This window comes from Streptomyces scabiei 87.22, from assembly GCF_000091305.1.
In the GTDB taxonomy this organism is placed as follows: domain Bacteria; phylum Actinomycetota; class Actinomycetes; order Streptomycetales; family Streptomycetaceae; genus Streptomyces; species Streptomyces scabiei.
Map to the genome: position 1 here is coordinate 7,535,996 of NC_013929.1, position 16,820 is coordinate 7,552,815.

The 16,820-nt window shown below is 72.6% G+C and carries 11 protein-coding genes; 7 read left to right on the forward strand and 4 right to left on the reverse strand.

What is annotated here, in order from left to right; all coding sequences use genetic code 11:
• Positions 1–124: 124 nt before the first annotated feature.
• Positions 125–3,268 (reverse strand): isoleucine--tRNA ligase, encoded by a 3,144-nt coding sequence (ileS, locus tag SCAB_RS32530; RefSeq protein ID WP_013004360.1) that lies wholly within the window; start codon positions 3,266–3,268, stop codon positions 125–127.
• Positions 3,269–3,882: 614 nt separating this feature from the next.
• Here ileS and SCAB_RS32535 point away from each other — a divergent pair.
• The 5 genes from SCAB_RS32535 to SCAB_RS32555 all read left to right on the forward strand — a co-directional run bounded on the left by SCAB_RS32535 (position 3,883) and on the right by SCAB_RS32555 (position 8,604).
• Positions 3,883–4,695 carry a TraR/DksA family transcriptional regulator gene (locus tag SCAB_RS32535; RefSeq protein WP_037727979.1) on the forward strand — a complete coding sequence of 271 codons (813 nt, stop codon included), beginning with the start codon at positions 3,883–3,885 and terminating at the stop codon, positions 4,693–4,695.
• 81 nt (positions 4,696–4,776) lie between these two features.
• On the forward strand, positions 4,777–5,391 hold the full coding sequence (lspA, locus tag SCAB_RS32540) for a signal peptidase II (RefSeq protein ID WP_013004362.1): 615 nt from the start codon (positions 4,777–4,779) through the stop codon (positions 5,389–5,391).
• Between the two features lie 76 nt (positions 5,392–5,467).
• Entirely contained in the window at positions 5,468–6,412 is a 945-nt protein-coding gene (locus SCAB_RS32545; protein WP_013004363.1) for an RluA family pseudouridine synthase, read from the forward strand.
• A 71-nt stretch (positions 6,413–6,483) separates the two neighbouring features.
• The gene (locus SCAB_RS32550; RefSeq protein ID WP_013004364.1) at positions 6,484–6,999 is read left to right on the forward strand and encodes a GNAT family N-acetyltransferase; all 516 of its coding nucleotides are present in this window, start codon (positions 6,484–6,486) and stop codon (positions 6,997–6,999) included.
• An 18-nt stretch (positions 7,000–7,017) separates the two neighbouring features.
• Positions 7,018–8,604: a Na+/H+ antiporter gene (locus SCAB_RS32555; RefSeq protein ID WP_013004365.1), complete on the forward strand. Its 1,587-nt coding sequence runs from the start codon at positions 7,018–7,020 to the stop codon at positions 8,602–8,604.
• 89 nt (positions 8,605–8,693) lie between these two features.
• On the opposite strand, the gene SCAB_RS32560 is transcribed toward SCAB_RS32555, so the two are convergent.
• Positions 8,694–9,818, reverse strand: coding sequence for a mechanosensitive ion channel family protein (locus SCAB_RS32560; RefSeq protein ID WP_041669927.1), 1,125 nt, complete (start codon positions 9,816–9,818; stop codon positions 8,694–8,696).
• 131 nt (positions 9,819–9,949) lie between these two features.
• Here SCAB_RS32560 and SCAB_RS32565 point away from each other — a divergent pair, with 131 nt between their 5' ends.
• Positions 9,950–10,519 carry a dienelactone hydrolase family protein gene (locus tag SCAB_RS32565; RefSeq protein ID WP_013004367.1) on the forward strand — a complete coding sequence of 190 codons (570 nt, stop codon included), beginning with the start codon at positions 9,950–9,952 and terminating at the stop codon, positions 10,517–10,519.
• 58 nt (positions 10,520–10,577) lie between these two features.
• Complete coding sequence (locus SCAB_RS32570) at positions 10,578–11,492, forward strand: IS982 family transposase (RefSeq protein ID WP_012998283.1); 915 nt, start codon at positions 10,578–10,580, stop codon at positions 11,490–11,492.
• 97 nt (positions 11,493–11,589) lie between these two features.
• Here SCAB_RS32570 and SCAB_RS32575 read toward each other — a convergent pair whose 3' ends face one another.
• Both SCAB_RS32575 and SCAB_RS32580 read right to left on the reverse strand, forming a co-directional pair.
• Positions 11,590–13,218 (reverse strand): alkaline phosphatase D family protein, encoded by a 1,629-nt coding sequence (locus SCAB_RS32575; RefSeq protein ID WP_086022900.1) that lies wholly within the window; start codon positions 13,216–13,218, stop codon positions 11,590–11,592.
• A 220-nt stretch (positions 13,219–13,438) separates the two neighbouring features.
• Entirely contained in the window at positions 13,439–16,657 is a 3,219-nt protein-coding gene (locus SCAB_RS32580; RefSeq protein ID WP_231885158.1) for a helix-turn-helix transcriptional regulator, read from the reverse strand.
• Positions 16,658–16,820: the final 163 nt, after the last annotated feature.

Here is a 16,820-nt window from a genome sequence, read left to right on the forward strand (position 1 = left end):
CTCCCGTGGGCCGTCCTCTGCGCGTCCGAGCGCGGCCGGGACGCCGAAGGCCCGGGGCGCCGGAACGGATCCGGTGCCCCGGGCCTTCCGGGTGCCTGGTGGTGCTGTCGACCGGTGCTGTCGGTCAGACCTTGCGCAGACGGAAGGTCAGCGTGAGGGCCTCGTCCGTGAAGGGCGAGCCGTACGCGGCGTCGGCCTCACCGGCGGCGAAGTCCGTGGCGAGGACCTCGTCGGCGATCAGCGGCGTGTGTTCGGTCAGGGCCGCGGTGACCGCCGGGTCGGTGGCGGTCCAGCGCAGGGCGATACGGTCGGCGACGTCGAGGCCGCTGTTCTTGCGGGCCTCCTGGATCAGACGGATCGCGTCACGGGCCAGGCCCGCCCGCCGCAGCTCCTCCGTGATCTCCAGGTCGAGGGCGACCGTGGCGCCCGAGTCGGAGGCCACCGACCAGCCCTCGCGCGGGGTCTCCGTGATGATGACCTCGTCGGGGGCGAGGGTGACGGTCTCGCCGTCGACCTCGACCGACGCCGTGCCCTCGCGCAGGGCGAGGGAGAGCGCGGCCGCGTCGGCGTTCGCGACGGCCTTGGCCACGTCCTGGACGCGCTTGCCGAAGCGCTTGCCGAGCGCGCGGAAGTTGGCCTTGGCGGTCGTGTCCACCAGGGAGCCGCCGACCTCGGAGAGCGAGGCGAGCGAGCTGACGTTGAGCTCATCCGTGATCTGCGCGTGCAGTTCGGGGTCGAGGGAGTCGAAGCCCGTGGCCGCCACGAGGGCGCGCGAGAGGGGCTGGCGCGTCTTGACGCCCGACTCCGCGCGCGTGGCGCGGCCCAGCTCCACCAGGCGTCGGACCAGGACCATCTGCTTCGACAGCCCGGGGTCGATCGCGGAGAGGTCGGCCTCGGGCCAGGAGGCCAGGTGCACGGACTCGGGCGCCTCCGGGGAGACCGGCACGATCAGGTCCTGCCAGACCCGCTCGGTGATGAACGGGGTCAGCGGGGCCATCAGCCTGGTGACCGTCTCGACCACCTCGTGCAGGGTGCGCAGCGCGGCCTTGTCGCCCTGCCAGAAGCGGCGGCGCGAGCGGCGTACGTACCAGTTCGACAGGTCGTCCACGAACGCCGAGAGGAGCTTGCCGGCGCGCTGGGTGTCGTACGCCTCCAGAGCGCCGGTCACCTGGTCGGTGAGGGCGTGGAGCTCGGACAGCAGCCAGCGGTCCAGGACCGGGCGGTCGGCCGGGGCCGGGTCCGCCGCGCTGGGCGCCCAGTTCGACGTGCGGGCGTACAGGGCCTGGAAGGCGACCGTGTTCCAGTACGTGAGGAGGGTCTTGCGGACGACCTCCTGGATGGTGCCGTGGCCCACGCGGCGGGCCGCCCAGGGGGAGCCGCCGGCGGCCATGAACCAGCGGACGGCGTCGGCGCCGTGCTGGTCCATGAGCGGGATCGGCTGCAGGATGTTGCCCAGGTGCTTGGACATCTTGCGGCCGTCCTCGGCGAGGATGTGGCCGAGGCAGACGACGTTCTCGTAACTGGACTTGTCGAAGACCAGGGTGCCGACCGCCATCAGCGTGTAGAACCAGCCGCGGGTCTGGTCGATGGCCTCGCTGATGAACTGGGCCGGGTAGCGGGACTCGAAGAGTTCCTTGTTCTTGTACGGGTAGCCCCACTGCGCGAACGGCATCGAGCCCGAGTCGTACCAGGCGTCGATGACCTCCGGGACGCGGGTGGCGGTCGTACCGCAGCCGGCCTCGGGGCAGGCGAACGTGATCGCGTCGATGAACGGGCGGTGCGGGTCCAGCTCGGACTGGTCGGTGCCGGAGAGCCGGCTCAGCTCCTCGCGGGAGCCCACACAGGTCAGGTGGTTCTCCTCGCAGCGCCAGATCGGCAGCGGGGTGCCCCAGTAGCGGCTGCGGGAGAGCGCCCAGTCGATGTTGTTGTTCAGCCAGTCGCCGAAGCGGCCGTGCTTGACCGAGTCGGGGAACCAGTTGGTCTTCTCGTTCTCCTGGAGGAGACGGTCCTTGACGGCGGTGGTGCGGATGTACCAGGACGGCTGCGCGTAGTAGAGCAGCGCGGTGTGGCAGCGCCAGCAGTGCGGGTAGCTGTGCTCGTACGGGATGTGCCGGAAGAGCAGGCCGCGGCTCTGGAGGTCCGCGGTGAGCTGTTCGTCGGCCTTCTTGAAGAAGACGCCGCCGACGAGGGGGACGTCCTCCTCGAAGGTGCCGTCGGGGCGGACCGGGTTCACCACGGGCAGGCCGTACGCGCGGCAGACCTTGAGGTCGTCCTCACCGAAGGCGGGGGACTGGTGGACCAGACCCGTACCGTCCTCGGTCGTCACGTACTCCGCGTTGACCACATAGTGCGCGGGCTCCGGGAACTCCACGAGCTCGAACGGACGTTGATAGGTCCAGCGCTCCATCTCGGCGCCGGTGAAGGTCCGGCCGGTGGTCTCCCAGCCCTCGCCGAGCGCCTTGGCGACGAGCGGCTCGGCGACGACGACCTTCTCCGTGCCGTCCGTGGCGACCACGTAGGTGACCTCGGGGTGGGCGGCGACCGCGGTGTTGGACACCAGCGTCCACGGCGTGGTCGTCCACACCAGGAGCGCTGCCTCACCGGCGAGCGGACCGGAGGTGAGCGGGAAACGGACGTACACCGATGGGTCGACGACCGTCTCGTAGCCCTGCGCCAGCTCGTGGTCCGACAGGCCGGTGCCGCAGCGGGGGCACCAGGGGGCGACGCGGTGGTCCTGGACCAGCAGACCCTTGTTGAAGATCTCCTTGAGCGACCACCAGACGGACTCGACGTACTCGGGGTCCATGGTCCGGTAGGCGTCGTCGAGGTCGACCCAGTAGCCCATGCGGGTCGTCAGCTCGGCGAAGGCGTCGGTGTGCCGGGTCACCGAGTCGCGGCACCGGGCGTTGAACTCGGCGATGCCGTACGCCTCGATGTCCTTCTTGCCGTTGAAGCCGAGTTCCTTCTCGACCGCCAGCTCCACCGGGAGGCCGTGGCAGTCCCAGCCGGCTTTGCGGGCCACGTGGTAGCCGCGCATCGTGCGGAAGCGGGGGAAGACGTCCTTGAAGACGCGGGCCTCGATGTGGTGGGCGCCCGGCATGCCGTTGGCGGTGGGCGGGCCCTCGTAGAACACCCACTCGGGGCGGCCCTCGGACTGCTCCAGGCTCTTGGCGAAGATCTTCTGCTCGCGCCAGAAGTCGAGCACCGCGTGCTCGAGCGCGGGCAGATCGACCTGGGCGGGCACCTGGCGGTACGTCGGCTCTGTCATGAGCGGGCTTCCTCCAACGGACTTGCTGCCTTCCGTCGGAGGGACGAGAGCTTCGATCCTTCGTACGCCGTGTGCGGCGCGCTCCCGCGGTACCACCCTCCTTGGCTCCCCCGCGCGCCGTACGCGCCGATGAGCCCCCTCATTGGGGTCGCGATACCGGGTCTACTCGCCGTGGCCCGTGCGCGGCGGCAGGGGGTGCGGCTTTCTTCCGGCGGCTCCGGGGTGATCTTCACATCGCGCTCGCCCCCGGGCTTCCACCGTCCCCGGGTCGCTCTGGGCTGCGTACGACGCTACTCGTCCCCATCCACGCTTCTCGCTGCGCCCAGTGTACGGCGCCGCGCGGGCCGCGGCCGACCGGATTTCCGGGGCCGCGGCCGGGGCCCCGGTGACCTGCGGGGTGACCCGAATGGAGCGGGCCGCGCGTCCGGATCCTGGGACGTCCGCCGGGGCGGAATACCCGGCGGGGAGCTGGGCACAACGCTTGCAGGCTCGTCGCACGGCGGTCGTGAGGTGGGAGAATCGGGTGGTCTGTCCCGTTGCCCGGGGGCTCTGGTCGATTTATCGTCCCAGCACGATTCGCGTGCAAGATCACCATATGTGAAGGGGCCGCGGCCATGGTGGCGAAGAAGACCGCCGTACAGCAGCCGGCGTCCGGCAGATCCACGGTGGCCTCCGGCGGCGGAGGCGAGGGCCCGAAGGCCGCGGCGGTGCAGGCGGCCGGCAGGAAGACGGTGGCGAAGAAGGCGGTGGCGAAGAAGACGGAGGCCGGGAAGACGGCCGTGAAGAAGGCCGTGACGAAAGCCGTGAAGAGGGCCACGGCCGGGAAGAAGGCCACGGCCGGGAAGAGCACGGCGAAGAGCGCGGCCAAGAGCCCCTCTGCGAAGAAGAGCACGGAAATGAAGGCGGACGCGGCCGAGGCCGCCGAGACGACGGGAGCCACGACAGTGGTTGCGAAGAACACTCCTGGTACGGCTACGGCGGCGAAGAGGAAGCCCTCCGCCGTCCCGAAGGCGCGGCCCGCGGCGGTGGAGCCCGGCGAGCTGGCGGTACGGCCCGGCGAGGACCCCTGGAGCCCGGACGAGGTCGCCGAGGCCCGTACGGAGCTGCAGTCCGAGGCCGAGCGGCTGAGGGCCGAGCTGGAGGCGTCCGAGCGCTCGCTCACGGGCCTGATGCGGGACTCGGGGGACGGCGCCGGCGACGACCAGGCCGACACCGGGGCGAAGAACATCACGCGAGAGCACGAGCTCTCGCTCGCCCACAACGCGCGCGAGATGCTCGACCAGACCGAGCGCGCCCTGGACCGGCTGGCCTCGGGCACGTACGGCCTCTGCGAGAACTGTGGCAATCCGATCGGAAAGGCACGGATGCAGGCGTTCCCCCGGGCCACGCTCTGCGTGGAGTGCAAGCAGAAGCAGGAACGCCGGTAGCGATCACGGCCTGAGCCCCTGGTCCGTGAGGGTCGTGTCGTACCTTTGTCCTCAGTCAGGAACCTAGGTTGAGGGACTCACGTGGCAGAGGCGGAGCGCATCATCGGTACGCCGGACATCCCAGACGCGACGGGGGCCGGCCCGGAGCAGTCCGACGACGGGGCCGGTGCCGCGACGGCGGAGCCGGCCGACGCGGCCGCCCGGCCGCGCGGCAGGCGCCGCATCGCCGTGCTGTTCGGGGTCGCCGCGCTGGCGTACGCGCTCGACCTGGTCAGCAAGATGATCGTGGTCGCCCGGCTGGAGCACCACGAGCCGATCGAGATCATCGGGGAGTGGCTGAAGTTCGAGGCGATCCGCAACGCGGGTGCGGCCTTCGGCTTCGGCGAGGCGTTCACGATCATCTTCACGGTCATCGCGACGATCGTGATCGTGGTGATCGCCCGCCTCGCCCGCAAGCTCTACAGCCTGCCCTGGGCGATCGCGCTCGGCCTGCTGCTCGGCGGTGCGCTGGGCAACCTCACCGACCGGATCTTCCGGGCGCCGGGCGTCTTCGAGGGAGCGGTCGTCGACTTCATCGCGCCGAAGGGTTTCGCGGTGTTCAACCTCGCGGACTCGGCCATCGTGTGCGGCGGCATCCTGATCGTGCTGCTGTCGTTCCGGGGGCTCGACCCGGACGGGACCGTCCACAAGGGCTGAGGACGTCCGGGCCGCGCCGGGGAGGTTGTCCACAGGCACGGTCGGGCGCCTCTCACCCGTCCGGCATACTCGACGGGTGAGCACGATTCCCGAGATCCGTACCCTGCCCGTGCCCGACGGCCTGGAGGGCGAGCGTGTCGACGCCGCCATCTCCCGCATGTTCGGCTTCTCCCGTACCAAGGCGGCCGAGCTCGCCGCCGCGGGGAAGGTCACGGTCGACGGGTCGGTGGTCGGCAAGTCGGAGCGGGTGCACGGCGGGGCCTGGCTGGAGGTCGAGATGCCCCAGGCGCCCGCGCCGGTGCAGATCGTCGCCGAACCGGTCGAGGGCATGGAGATCGTGCACGACGACGACGACGTGGTGGTGATCGTCAAGCCGGTCGGCGTGGCCGCGCACCCCAGCCCCGGCTGGTCCGGGCCGACCGTCATCGGCGGGCTCGCCGCCGCCGGTTACCGGATCTCGACGTCGGGCGCCGCCGAGCGCCAGGGCATCGTGCACCGGCTCGACGTGGGCACCTCGGGACTGATGACGGTCGCCAAGTCCGAGCGGGCGTACACCTCCCTGAAGCGCCAGTTCAAGGAGCGCACCGTCGACAAGCGCTACCACGCGCTGGTCCAGGGGCACCCCGACCCGACGAGCGGCACCATCGACGCGCCCATCGGCCGGCACCCCAACCACGACTACAAGTGGGCCGTCACCGCCGAGGGCAAGCCGTCGGTCACGCACTACGACCTGATCGAGGCGTTCCGCGCCGCCTCGCTGCTCGACATCAAGCTGGAGACCGGCCGCACCCACCAGATCCGCGTCCACATGTCCGCCCACCGGCACCCGTGCGTCGGTGACCTGACCTACGGCGCCGACCCCACGCTCGCCAAGCGGCTCGGCATCACCCGCCAGTGGCTGCACGCCGTGCGGCTCGGCTTCGAGCATCCCGGGGACGGCGAATGGGTCGAGTTCGAGAGCGACTATCCCGCGGACCTGCAGAAGGCCCTCGACAAGGTGCGGGAGGAGACGTACGCGTGAGTCCCGAACCGGTCCCCGCTTCCGAACCCGTCCCCGTTTCCGAACCCGTCCCCGTTTCCGTGCCCGTGCCCGTGTCCTACGCGGTCCGTGTCGCCGACGGTCCCGGCGACCGCGCGGCCTGCTTCGCGGTGCGCAAGGAGGTCTTCGTCGTCGAGCAGGGGGTGCCGGAGGACCTGGAGTACGACGCGTACGACGCCGGGGCCGTGCACGTGCTCGCCGTGCGGGACGACGGAACGCCCCTCGGGGCCGGGCGGCTGCTGTACGGGGAGGCCGCGGCCGGGAAGACCGGCGGCGCTCCGGGTGTGGGCTCCCTCGGGCGGCTCGCGGTCGTGGCGGAGGCCCGGGGACTGGGCGTCGGCGTCGCGCTGGTGCGGGCCGTCGAGGACGCGGCGCGCGAACGCGGGCTGACCGCGGTCGACCTGGGGGCCCAGACCCATGCGCTCGGGTTCTACGAACGGCTGGGATACGCGGCGTACGGGGCGGAGTTCCTGGACGCCGGGATACCGCACCGGGCGATGCGCCGGTCCCTTCAGCGTGCGGCGGTGCGGGTGGGGCACCCTGAGAACCGGCCGGTCTTGATCGTCTAGCACCAGCGGAGCACCCCCATGGATCAGTTGGCCCTGTTCTTCGTCCTGCTGGTCGGAGCCGTGGTCAGTGTGCCGGTGGGGGAGCGGCTGAAGCTGCCCGCGCCGGTGCTGATGACCCTGCTGGGCATCGCGCTCGCCGTACCCGGGTTCGTGCCCAATGTGCAGATCCCGCCGGAGCTGATCCTGCCGTTGCTGCTGCCGCCGTTGCTGTACGCGGCGGTGCGGCGGACCTCCTGGCGGCAGTTCACGGCGAATCTGCGGCCGATCTTCCTGCTGGCAGTCGCGCTGGTGTTCGTGACCACCGCCGCGGTGGCCGCCGTGGCGCACGCGATCGTGCCGGGGCTGCCGATCGCGGCGGCCCTCGCGCTCGGCGCGCTCGTCGCACCGCCCGACCCGGTGGCGGCGACCGCCGTGGCGGGACAACTGGGCCTGCCCCGCCGGCTGGTGTCCATCCTGGAGGGCGAGGGCCTCTTCAACGACGTCACGGCCATCGTGCTGTACCACGTCGCCATCGCCGCGGCCGTCAGCGGATCCTTCTCCTGGCCCCAGGCCGCGCTCCAGCTCGTGCTGTCGGGGGTCGTGGCCGTCGCCGTGGGGATCGGGCTCGGCTGGGCCGCCAACAAGCTGATGGACTTCCTGGAGGACGCGACGCTGCAGATCGGGCTGACCCTGCTCGTGCCGTACGCCGCGTACGTGACGGCCGAGGAGCTGCACGGGTCGGGGGTCCTCGCGGTGCTCACGACGGCGCTGTTCCTCGCGGAGTACGCGCTCGGGGCGGACGACGTCCTGACGCGGCTGGCCGGGCACACCGTCTGGGACGTCGTGGACACCCTCGTCACCGGGGTCGCCTTCGGCCTGATCGGGCTGGAGCTGCACAACGCGATCCGTACGGCGTCCGGGCGCTGGCAGGAGATGCTCGGCTGGGCGGCGGCCGTCGTGGCCGTCGTCGTGCTCGTCCGGCTGGCCTGGCTGCTGCCGGCCACCTGGCTGGCGCGGCGGCTGCACGCGAAACGGGACTACGACGAGGAGATCCCGGTGTCGTGGCGCGAGACCGTGGTGATGTGGTGGTCGGGGATGCGGGGCGTGGCGTCGGTGGCGCTGGCACTCGCGATTCCGCTGGAGACCGAGAGCGGGGCGCCGTTCCCCGACCGGGACGAGATCGTGTTCATCGCGTTCGGAGTGATCATGGCGACGCTGGTGCTGCAGGGACTCACCCTGCCGGCGCTGGTGCGGCGGCTGGGGGTGCGGGCGGACGAGGGGGCCGAGAAGGAGTTCGAGAAGGCGCTGGCCGTGCGGGCGGCCAAGGCGGCGAAGCGGCGGCTGAAGGAGATCGAGGAGACGGAGGAGCTGCCGGAGGAGATGTCCGAGCGGCTGCTGCGGCGGGCCTTCGAGATCGGGGTGCGGATCAGCCCGGAGGTGGGGGAGGACGAGCGCCGGGAGGGGCACGAGCAGCGCGTGCGGCGGCTGCGGCGGATGCGCCGGATCCAGGGGGAGATGCTGAGCGCGGCCCGGCACGAGGTGCTGGCCGCGCGGAGCGAGCCGGGGGCGAACCCCGAGGTGGTGGACCGGGTACTGCGGCATCTGGATGTGCGCAGCCTGCGCTGAGGTGCGGGTGCGCGCGGGTGGGCTTCCCGCCGTCGGCGGGTGCGGACCCGGGGGCCGTGGCCTCCGGCCGGGTCCGCACCCGCCACCGGTCATCCTCGGCCCGTCGACCTCGGCGCCTCGTGGACGCGGCTGCGGGGCACGCGCGGGACGCGGCCGTCGGCGTGGCCGTTCGGATGGCTCGGGGGAAGCACCGCGTCGGCCGTGTTGACGCGCGGGAGGGCGTACGGGTGGGTCTCGGTGAGCCAGTGGATGAGCTGTTCGCGGACGGTGACGCGGACGGTCCACAGGTCGTCCGGGTCCTTGGCCGTGACCAGCGCGCGGACCTCCATGGTGGAGGGGGTCGCGTCCGTGACGGTCAGGTCGTAGTGGCGGCCGTCCCACGCGGGGCAGGACCGCAGGATGTCGCGGAGCTGGTCGCGCATCGCGGGCAGCGGTGCGGCGTGGTCGACGTGGAGGAAGACCGTGCCGGTCATCTGGGCACCGCCGCGGGACCAGTTCTCGAAGGGCTTCGAGGTGAAGTACGAGACCGGCATCGTGATGCGGCGCTCGTCCCAGGTGCGGACCGTCAGGAAGGTGAGGGTGATCTCGTCGACCGTCCCCCACTCACCCTCCACCACGACCACGTCGCCGAGGCGGACCATGTCGCCGAAGGCGATCTGCAGCCCCGCGAAGAGGTTGCTCAGGGTGGACTGGGCGGCGATACCGGCGACGATGCCGAGCAGCCCGGCCGAGGCCAGCAGCGAGGCGCCGGCCGCGCGCATCGCCGGGAAGGTCAGCAGCATCGAGGCCGCGGCCACCACCCCGACGATCGCCGAGACCACCCGCATGATCAGCGTCACCTGCGTGCGCACGCGGCGCACGCGGGCGGCATCGCGGTGGACGCGGGCGTAGCGGCTGTACGTGGTCTCCACGACCGCCGCCGCGATCCGGATCACCAGCCAGGCCGTGGAGCCGATCAGCACCAACGTCAGGCTGCGGCCGATGGCGGTCCGGTGCTGCTCCAGCAGCTGCGCCTCGTCGTACGACGCTCTGAGGAAGGCCGCGCACAGGACCAGCTGGTAGGGGATGCGACCGCGGCGCAGCAGGCCCCACAGAGGTGTCTCGTGGTGCCGCTGGTCCGCTTTGCGCAGCAGCAGGTCGGTCGTCCAGCCGATGAGCAGCGTGAGGACGACCGAGCCACCGATGACGATCAATGGACGGAGTAGATTCTCCATGCCTTCGAACGTAACCGGCCTCGCGGGGTCATGAACATGTGACTTCCGACGCCCTCGGGGTACGGGCGCCGGGGCGGGCCCGCGGACCGGCCGGGCGACCGGTCGTCCGACCCGGCTGGCACGATGGCCTCATGAACATCGTGCTCTTCCATTCGACCTACGGATTGCGGCCCGCGGTGCGCGAGGCCGCGGACCGGCTGCGCGCCGCCGGACACGAGGTGTGGACCCCCGACCTCTTCGCCGGGCGGACGTTCGACACGGTCGAGGACGGCATGGCCTTCAACCAGGAGCTGGGCAGGGAGGAGCTTCTCAAGCGGGCGGTCCTGGCCGCCGCGCCCTACTCGGAGCGAGGGCTCGTCTACGCCGGGTTCTCGCTGGGCGCCGCGACCGCCCAGACCCTGGCCCTGGGCGACAAGAACGCGCGGGGGCTGCTGCTTCTGCACGGAACCTCGGACATCGCCGCCACCGCGACCGTGGACGACCTGCCCGTCCAGCTGCACGTCGCCGAGCCCGACCCCTTCGAGCCGGACGACTGGCTGAGCGCCTGGTACCTCCAGATGCGCAGGGCCGGCGCCGACGTCGAGGTCTACCGGTATGCCGGGGCGGGCCACCTCTACACCGACCCCGAGCTGCCGGACTACGACGCGGAGGCCGCCGAGGCCACCTGGCGGGTGGCGCTCGGCTTCCTCGAAACCCTCTAGATGAATGAGTCCAAGGGTTGGCCTGCGAACATAGGACGAGGGCGTCCAATGTCAGTGTGTGAAGACAGACCTGGACACCCTCGCAACGGCACTCTATGCCCGAATCGACGACGAGTTGAAGGCTTCGCCGTGGCTGGCCCCGTACCGGCCCGTCGTCGGGATCGCGCCCACGCTCAGTGACGCCGAACTGGTCACCCTCGCGGTCATGTCGGCGCTGCTCGGTTACACCTCCGAGCGGCGCTGGCTGCGCCGTGTGGGGAAGGACTTCGGTCGCCTCTTCCCTTACGTGCCCCAGCAGTCCGGCTACAGCAAGCGGCTGCGCGCCGCTTCCTCGCTGCTCACCAGCATGATCCGGATCCTCGCCCGGGACACCTCGCTGTGGAGCGATGACGTGTGGCTGGTCGACTCCACCCCGGTCGGCTGCGGATGCTCCCGCGAGACGGCCAAACGCTCGGACCTGGCGGGCTGGGCCCAGTACGGCTACTGCGCGTCGCACTCACGGTACTTCTGGGGACTGCGGCTGCATCTGGTATGCACGCTTGGCGGGCTGCCGGTCCTGTTCGCCCTCACCGGTGCGAAGGCCGACGAGCGCGAGACACTGCGCGACATGCTCGACACCGCGCCCGATGTCACAGCGGCCCGCCCCGGCCAGACGATCATCGGGGACAAGAACTACTACGGCCGCGAGTTCGAGCACGACCTGGCCGAGCGTCACCTTGAGTTGCTGCGGCCGGCCCGCAAGGGAGAGGCCGAACGGGCCGGGGCACACCTGTTCAAGCCGCTGCGGCAGGTCATCGAGTCGATCAACCAGACCCTCAAGGCCCAGCTCGACCTGGAACGACACGGCGGCAAGAGCCCGGCAGGGGTGGCGGCCCGCGTCCTGTGCCGGATCCTCGCGCTCACAGCGGCGATCTGGCACAACGACAAGACCGGACAGCCGATCAAACGGTCACTCACCGCCTACGATCACTGACCGCAACGACACCCCTTGGACTCATTCATCTAGGGCCCGTCAGAAGGGCCCCAGGGCCGCGGGGCCCGCTCCCGCGTCCTGCACGGGGTCGTACGTCCTACACGGGGTCGTACGTCCGCTCCACCTTCTGCGTCCCGCTCCGGGTCCGGTACGAGCGTGCCCAGGACGACGTCGCGTCGGCCTTCGTGCGGTCGGACAGGACGTAGAAGTCCATCTGCGCCCGCGCGGCGGTGATGTCCAGGACGCCGTAGCCGTGCCGGTCGGTGTCGACCCAGTGCACGTGCCGGTTGGCGGCGCGGATCAGTGGGGAGGCCACCGCGGAGACGGTGCCCTCGGGGACCTTCACGAGGTCGTCGAGGTTGTCGGAGGTGACCGAGGTGACGACGAACTCGGTGGCCGCGGAGGCCGACAGCGGGTACGTCCCGGCGTTCACGGGCACGTCGTTGGCCCAGGCCATGTGGATGTCGCCGGTGAGGAAGACCGTGTTGCCGATCGCGTTCTGCCGCAGGTGGGCGAGGAGTTCGCGGCGGTCGTCGGTGTAGCCGTCCCACTGGTCGGGGTTGAGGGCGAGGCCCTCCTTCGGCAGACCGAGCAGCTCCGCGAGGGGCTCGAAGAGGTCGGCCGTGAGGTTGCCGAGCGCGAACGGCGCGATCATCACCGAGTTGCCGACCAGCCGCCACGTCGTGTCGGACGACTTCAGCCCGGCCTTCAGCCAGTCGAGCTGGGCCCGGCCGGTCAGGGTGCGGTCGGGGTCGTCGACCTTGCCGTCGCCTATGCCCACCTGCTGTGAGCGGAAGGACCGCAGGTCCAGCAGCGAGAGGTCGACGAGCTTGCCGAAGCGCAGGCGGCGGTAGGTGGTGCCCGCGACCGCCGGGCGCACCGGCATCCACTCGAAGTACGCCTGCTTGGCCGCCGACTGCCGGGCCGCCCAGGCGCCCTCCGCGCCCTCGGTGTGGTTCTCGGCGCCGCCCGACCACGCGTCGTTGGCGAACTCGTGGTCGTCCCAGATGGCGACGACCGGCGCGACCGCGTGCAGGGCCTGCAGGTCCGGGTCGGTCTTGTAACGGCCGTGCCGGACGCGGTAGTCGGCCAGGGAGACGATCTCGTGGGCCGGCGCGTGCGGCCGGACGACCTTGCCGCGCGTGGCGTACTCTCCGGTGCCGTACTCGTAGATGTAGTCGCCGAGGTGCAGCCAGGCGTCCAGGTCGCCGCGCGCGGCCAGATGGCGGTAGGCGGCGAAGTGGCCGCCCTCCCAGTTGGCGCAGGAGACCACGCCGAAGCGCAGGTTGGCGGTGGCGGCCTCGCCGGCCGGGGCGGTGCGGGTGCGGGCGGCGGGCGAGTCGGTGCCGCCGGCCGAGAAGCGGAACCAGTAGGTGGTGGCGGGCGCGAGGCCGCGCACGTCGGCCTTGACGGTGTGGTCGGAGGCGGCGGTAGCGGTCGTCGACCCCTTCGCGACGATGTTCGTGAACGCCTTGTCCAGGGCGACGGTCCAGCCGACCTCGACGTCCGGCCCGAGACCGGAGCCGGGTGTGGCGGCGGCGGTGGACGTCACGCGGGTCCACAGCAGGACACCGTCGGGCAGCGGGTCACCGGAGGCGACTCCGTGCAGGAAGGCGGGGGACTCCGCCGCGAGGGCCGGCAGGGCGGCGGCGAGCGGCGCGGCGAGCACGGCCCCGGCGGCGGCCGCCTTGACGACCGTACGGCGGCTCGGCGCGGCCGAACCCATGGGCTGGGCGGGGGAGTCGGGGCTGGAGTGAGATCTGCGACTGGTCACGGCCGATGAGATTACTGATCGGTAGGGCCACGGGTAAGACAGAAGCCTGAATTCCGTGCGAAGTTCGGCGATTGTTCGCCGCACGTCGGGTGAGCAGGGGCGAGCCGGGACCGCTGAGGGGGCGAGCGGAGGCCGCTGAGGGAGCGTCGGCCGGCCCGTCGCAGGCCGTGGGTCACCTGTCGTCGGCGTACTTCCTGGCCAGGGCGATCAGCGCGGCACGGTCGGGGCGACCGGTGCGGTCCCGGAGGCTGGCGAGGTGCTTCTCCACGGTGCGGGGCGAGAGGAACAGGTGCTCGGCGATCTCCTGGTTGCCGAGCCGGGCGCCCAGCAGACGCAGCACCTCGTACTCCCGCGCGGTCACCCCCGCACGCCGGAGTTCCCCCGGGACGGCGTCGTGGCCCTGCCGGCGGCGGGGCACCGGCGAGCCGGATTCGCGCAGCAGGGCCCGGCACGCGGCGGACACCCGCGTGGTGCCCCGCTCGTGGAAGAACTGTTCGGCGGTGCGCAGCCATGCGACGGGCCGGCCCCAGCCGTCGGCGAGTGCGGCCTCGGCCCCCAGGCGCAGACACAGGTGCGCGGCCAGCGGGACCGTGGAGGTCCCGGTCAGCGCCTCCTCGGCCGTCTTGGCGGCCTCGGCGGCGCGGCCCTCGCGGCCCAGCAGGACGGCCCGGGACCAGCCGGCGAAGGGGCGGTCCCACTGGACCTGGGCGAGCCGTTCGGTGCCGGGGCCGTCCAGTTCATCCCAGCCGGTCGCGCCGCGCAGGGTGCGCAACAGCAGGTACGGGCCGAGGAAGCCGGTGACGCCGCCGGTGCTGGGCAGCGCGCGCATGACGCCGTCCGCCTCCGTGAACTCGGCCAGCGCGCGGTCGGGTTCCTCGCGCAGCAGGGAGCAGATGCCCTGTGCCCAGCCCCACACCGAGGTGTCGGCGTAGCCCCAGAGCGCTCCGGCGCTCCGCCCGGCGAGCGCGCGCTCCAGGGTGCGCAGCGTGGTGTCGAGCTTCTCCCGCTCCCCGAGCGAGGCGGCGAGGATGCCGTCCACGCCGGCACCGATCAGCTCCACCTCCCGCAGCCGCAGTCTGCGGGCCGTCGCCCGGAGCCGGCGCGCGGACTCCGCCGCCCGCTCGTGTTCGTCGCGCAGGATGTGGGCGAGGGTCAGATGCATGTCGGCCCAGGCCGTCATGAGCACGGCGCCGGTGTCCTCGGCCGCTCCCCGCGCGGCGAGCAGCCGGTCCGTGCCGGTGAACCGGACACGGTCCAGCACGCCCAGCTCCAGCAGACCGCGGATCCGCCAGACCGGCAGCGCGTGGGCCTCGGCGGTGGCCACCAGCCGGGCGAACGCCTCCTCCGCCGCACCGAGGTCCCGGGGCCGCAGGCAGTAGCCGAGCATGTTCAGCGCCTTGCACGCCACCTCCGGCAGTCCCACCTCCTCGGCGGTCGCGACGGCCCCCTCGGCGAGTGCGCGGGCGCTCTCCAGCCGGTCCGGGCGCTGCGAGTTGAGCACCAGGTGGGCGGCGACCGCGTCCAGGGCGGCGCGGGCCGCCGGGTCGGGCAGCTCACCGAGCAGCTCCCGCGCCCGCCGTACGGCGGTCAGGCCCTCCTCCCACTGCTGGGCGGTCGCGGCGGCCCGCGCCCGAGTGAGGAACCCCGCCGCCCGGCGCGCGGCCGGCGCGCCCCACACCGTCAGGACGCGGTCCAGCCGGTCCCCTAGCTCGGGCACGCGCCGCACGTCACCGGTGAGGACCAGCGTGCCGAGCAGTTCCTCCAGCAGCCGGGCCACGGCCTCGGGCGGCGCGTCCGGGGCGCCGGCGGTCAGCTCCAGGCCCCGGTCGAGGAGTTCGACGGCGGTCAGCAGCGCACCCCGCGCCACCGCCTGCCGCCCGGCCCGGACGAGCAGCACCGCCGCCCGTGCCGGCCGCCCCGCGGCCACGCACAGCTCCGCCGCGAGCCGGTACAGATCGTCGCCCGCCTCCGCGCCGAGGGGCGGGCGCGGACGGCCCGGGGCCGAGGACGGAGCGGCGGCGGGCGTGCCGGGGTACGTTCCGTCCGGCGTGCCCGGGCGTGTCGGACCGTCCCCGTCGGCGGTCGCGCCGTCGAGGCCCGTCGCGGCGGGACGCGCTGTGTCCTCCTCTCGCCCCTCTCGCCCCACCCCCTTCGCCGCCTCGATCGCGTCCGCGGCCGCCAGGCACAGGGCCGCGCGTTCCGGAGGGAGGAGGCGCCGGGTGATGGCCTCGGCGGTGAGGGCGTGGCGGAAGGTGTGCCAGCCGGGGTCCGAGGCGGCGGTGGCGCCGGAGACGAGGTGGGCACGGGCCGCGTGGCGGAGCTGGGTGAGGGCGGTGGCGTGGTCCAGGCCCGCCGCGCGAGCGGCGATGTCGACGGGGAAACGCCGGCCGAGGACCGCCGCCGCCTCCAGCAGGGCGATGCCGGCCGGGGGCAGCTGGTCCACGCGCTGCAGCACGGCGGCGGCGACGGTGTCCGGCACGTCGGCGTCCAGCGAGCCCGCCACCGTCCAGCGGGAACCCTCGTCCCGGACGAGACCGCCGCCGTCCACCATGGCCCGCAGCAGCTCCTCCACCACGAAGGGAACGCCCTCGGAAACGGTGTGCAGCCGCTCCAGGACCGCCGCCGGAACCTCCTCGGCGGTGTCGTGGCCCAGGCACCGGGCGGCCAGCTCGGCGGTGCCGGCCGGCCCGAGGCGGGCGAGGCGGACCGTGCGGGCCGTACGACGGGACGCGGCGGCCTCGGCGAGGTCGAGCGCCGGGCCGGACCCGCCGCGCAGGGTGGCCAGCAGAACGGCCCGCTGAGCGGTGAGGTTGTCCGTCAGATAGTCGACGACGGCGAGTGTGTCGGCGTCCGCGTCGTGCAGGTCCTCCAGCACCAGGACACAGCCGCCGTCACGGCCGAGGACGTGCAGGAGCCGGAGCACCGCCTCGGCGTACCCGACCAGGGGCGCGCCGTCCTGCGGTGCCGATCCGCACAGCCGGGACAGCAGCGGCTCGTAGAGGCCGAGGTCCCCGTCCGAGGGCGCCCCCTCGCCCCGTAAGCCTGAGAACACCGCCTCCGCCAGCGGGCGCAGGGGCACCGCGCGCCCGGCGGACGCGGCGCGCCCGCGCAGGACCCGTGCGCCGGCGCCCGCGGCGGCCGACGCCGTGTCCTCGACGAGCCGGGACTTGCCGATACCGGGCTCGCCCAGCACGAAGACGGACGATCCCCGCCCGTCCCTGGCCGCCCGGACGGCGGCCGCCAGAAGCTCCCGCTCGGCCCGCCGGCCGACGAGAGCGGGCGACGACAGCGACGCGAAAGGGTCGTTCGACGGGGACGCGAACGGCGCGGACGAAGCGGCCGGCGAGGACGGCGTCGGGGAGAACGGCGACGGCACCGAAGAGAACGACAACTGCAGGCCCCCTGCGCCCTGTCGGGATGGTCGTGACAACCCTCGTACGCCCTCGTACGCGCGCGTACGCACCCCCGCCGGGCATCCCTCGAAAGCACCTTCGAGGCGCGTACAGGGTAGCCCCCACGTCCCCGGGGGTCGCACCACTACATGGGGGATCTTC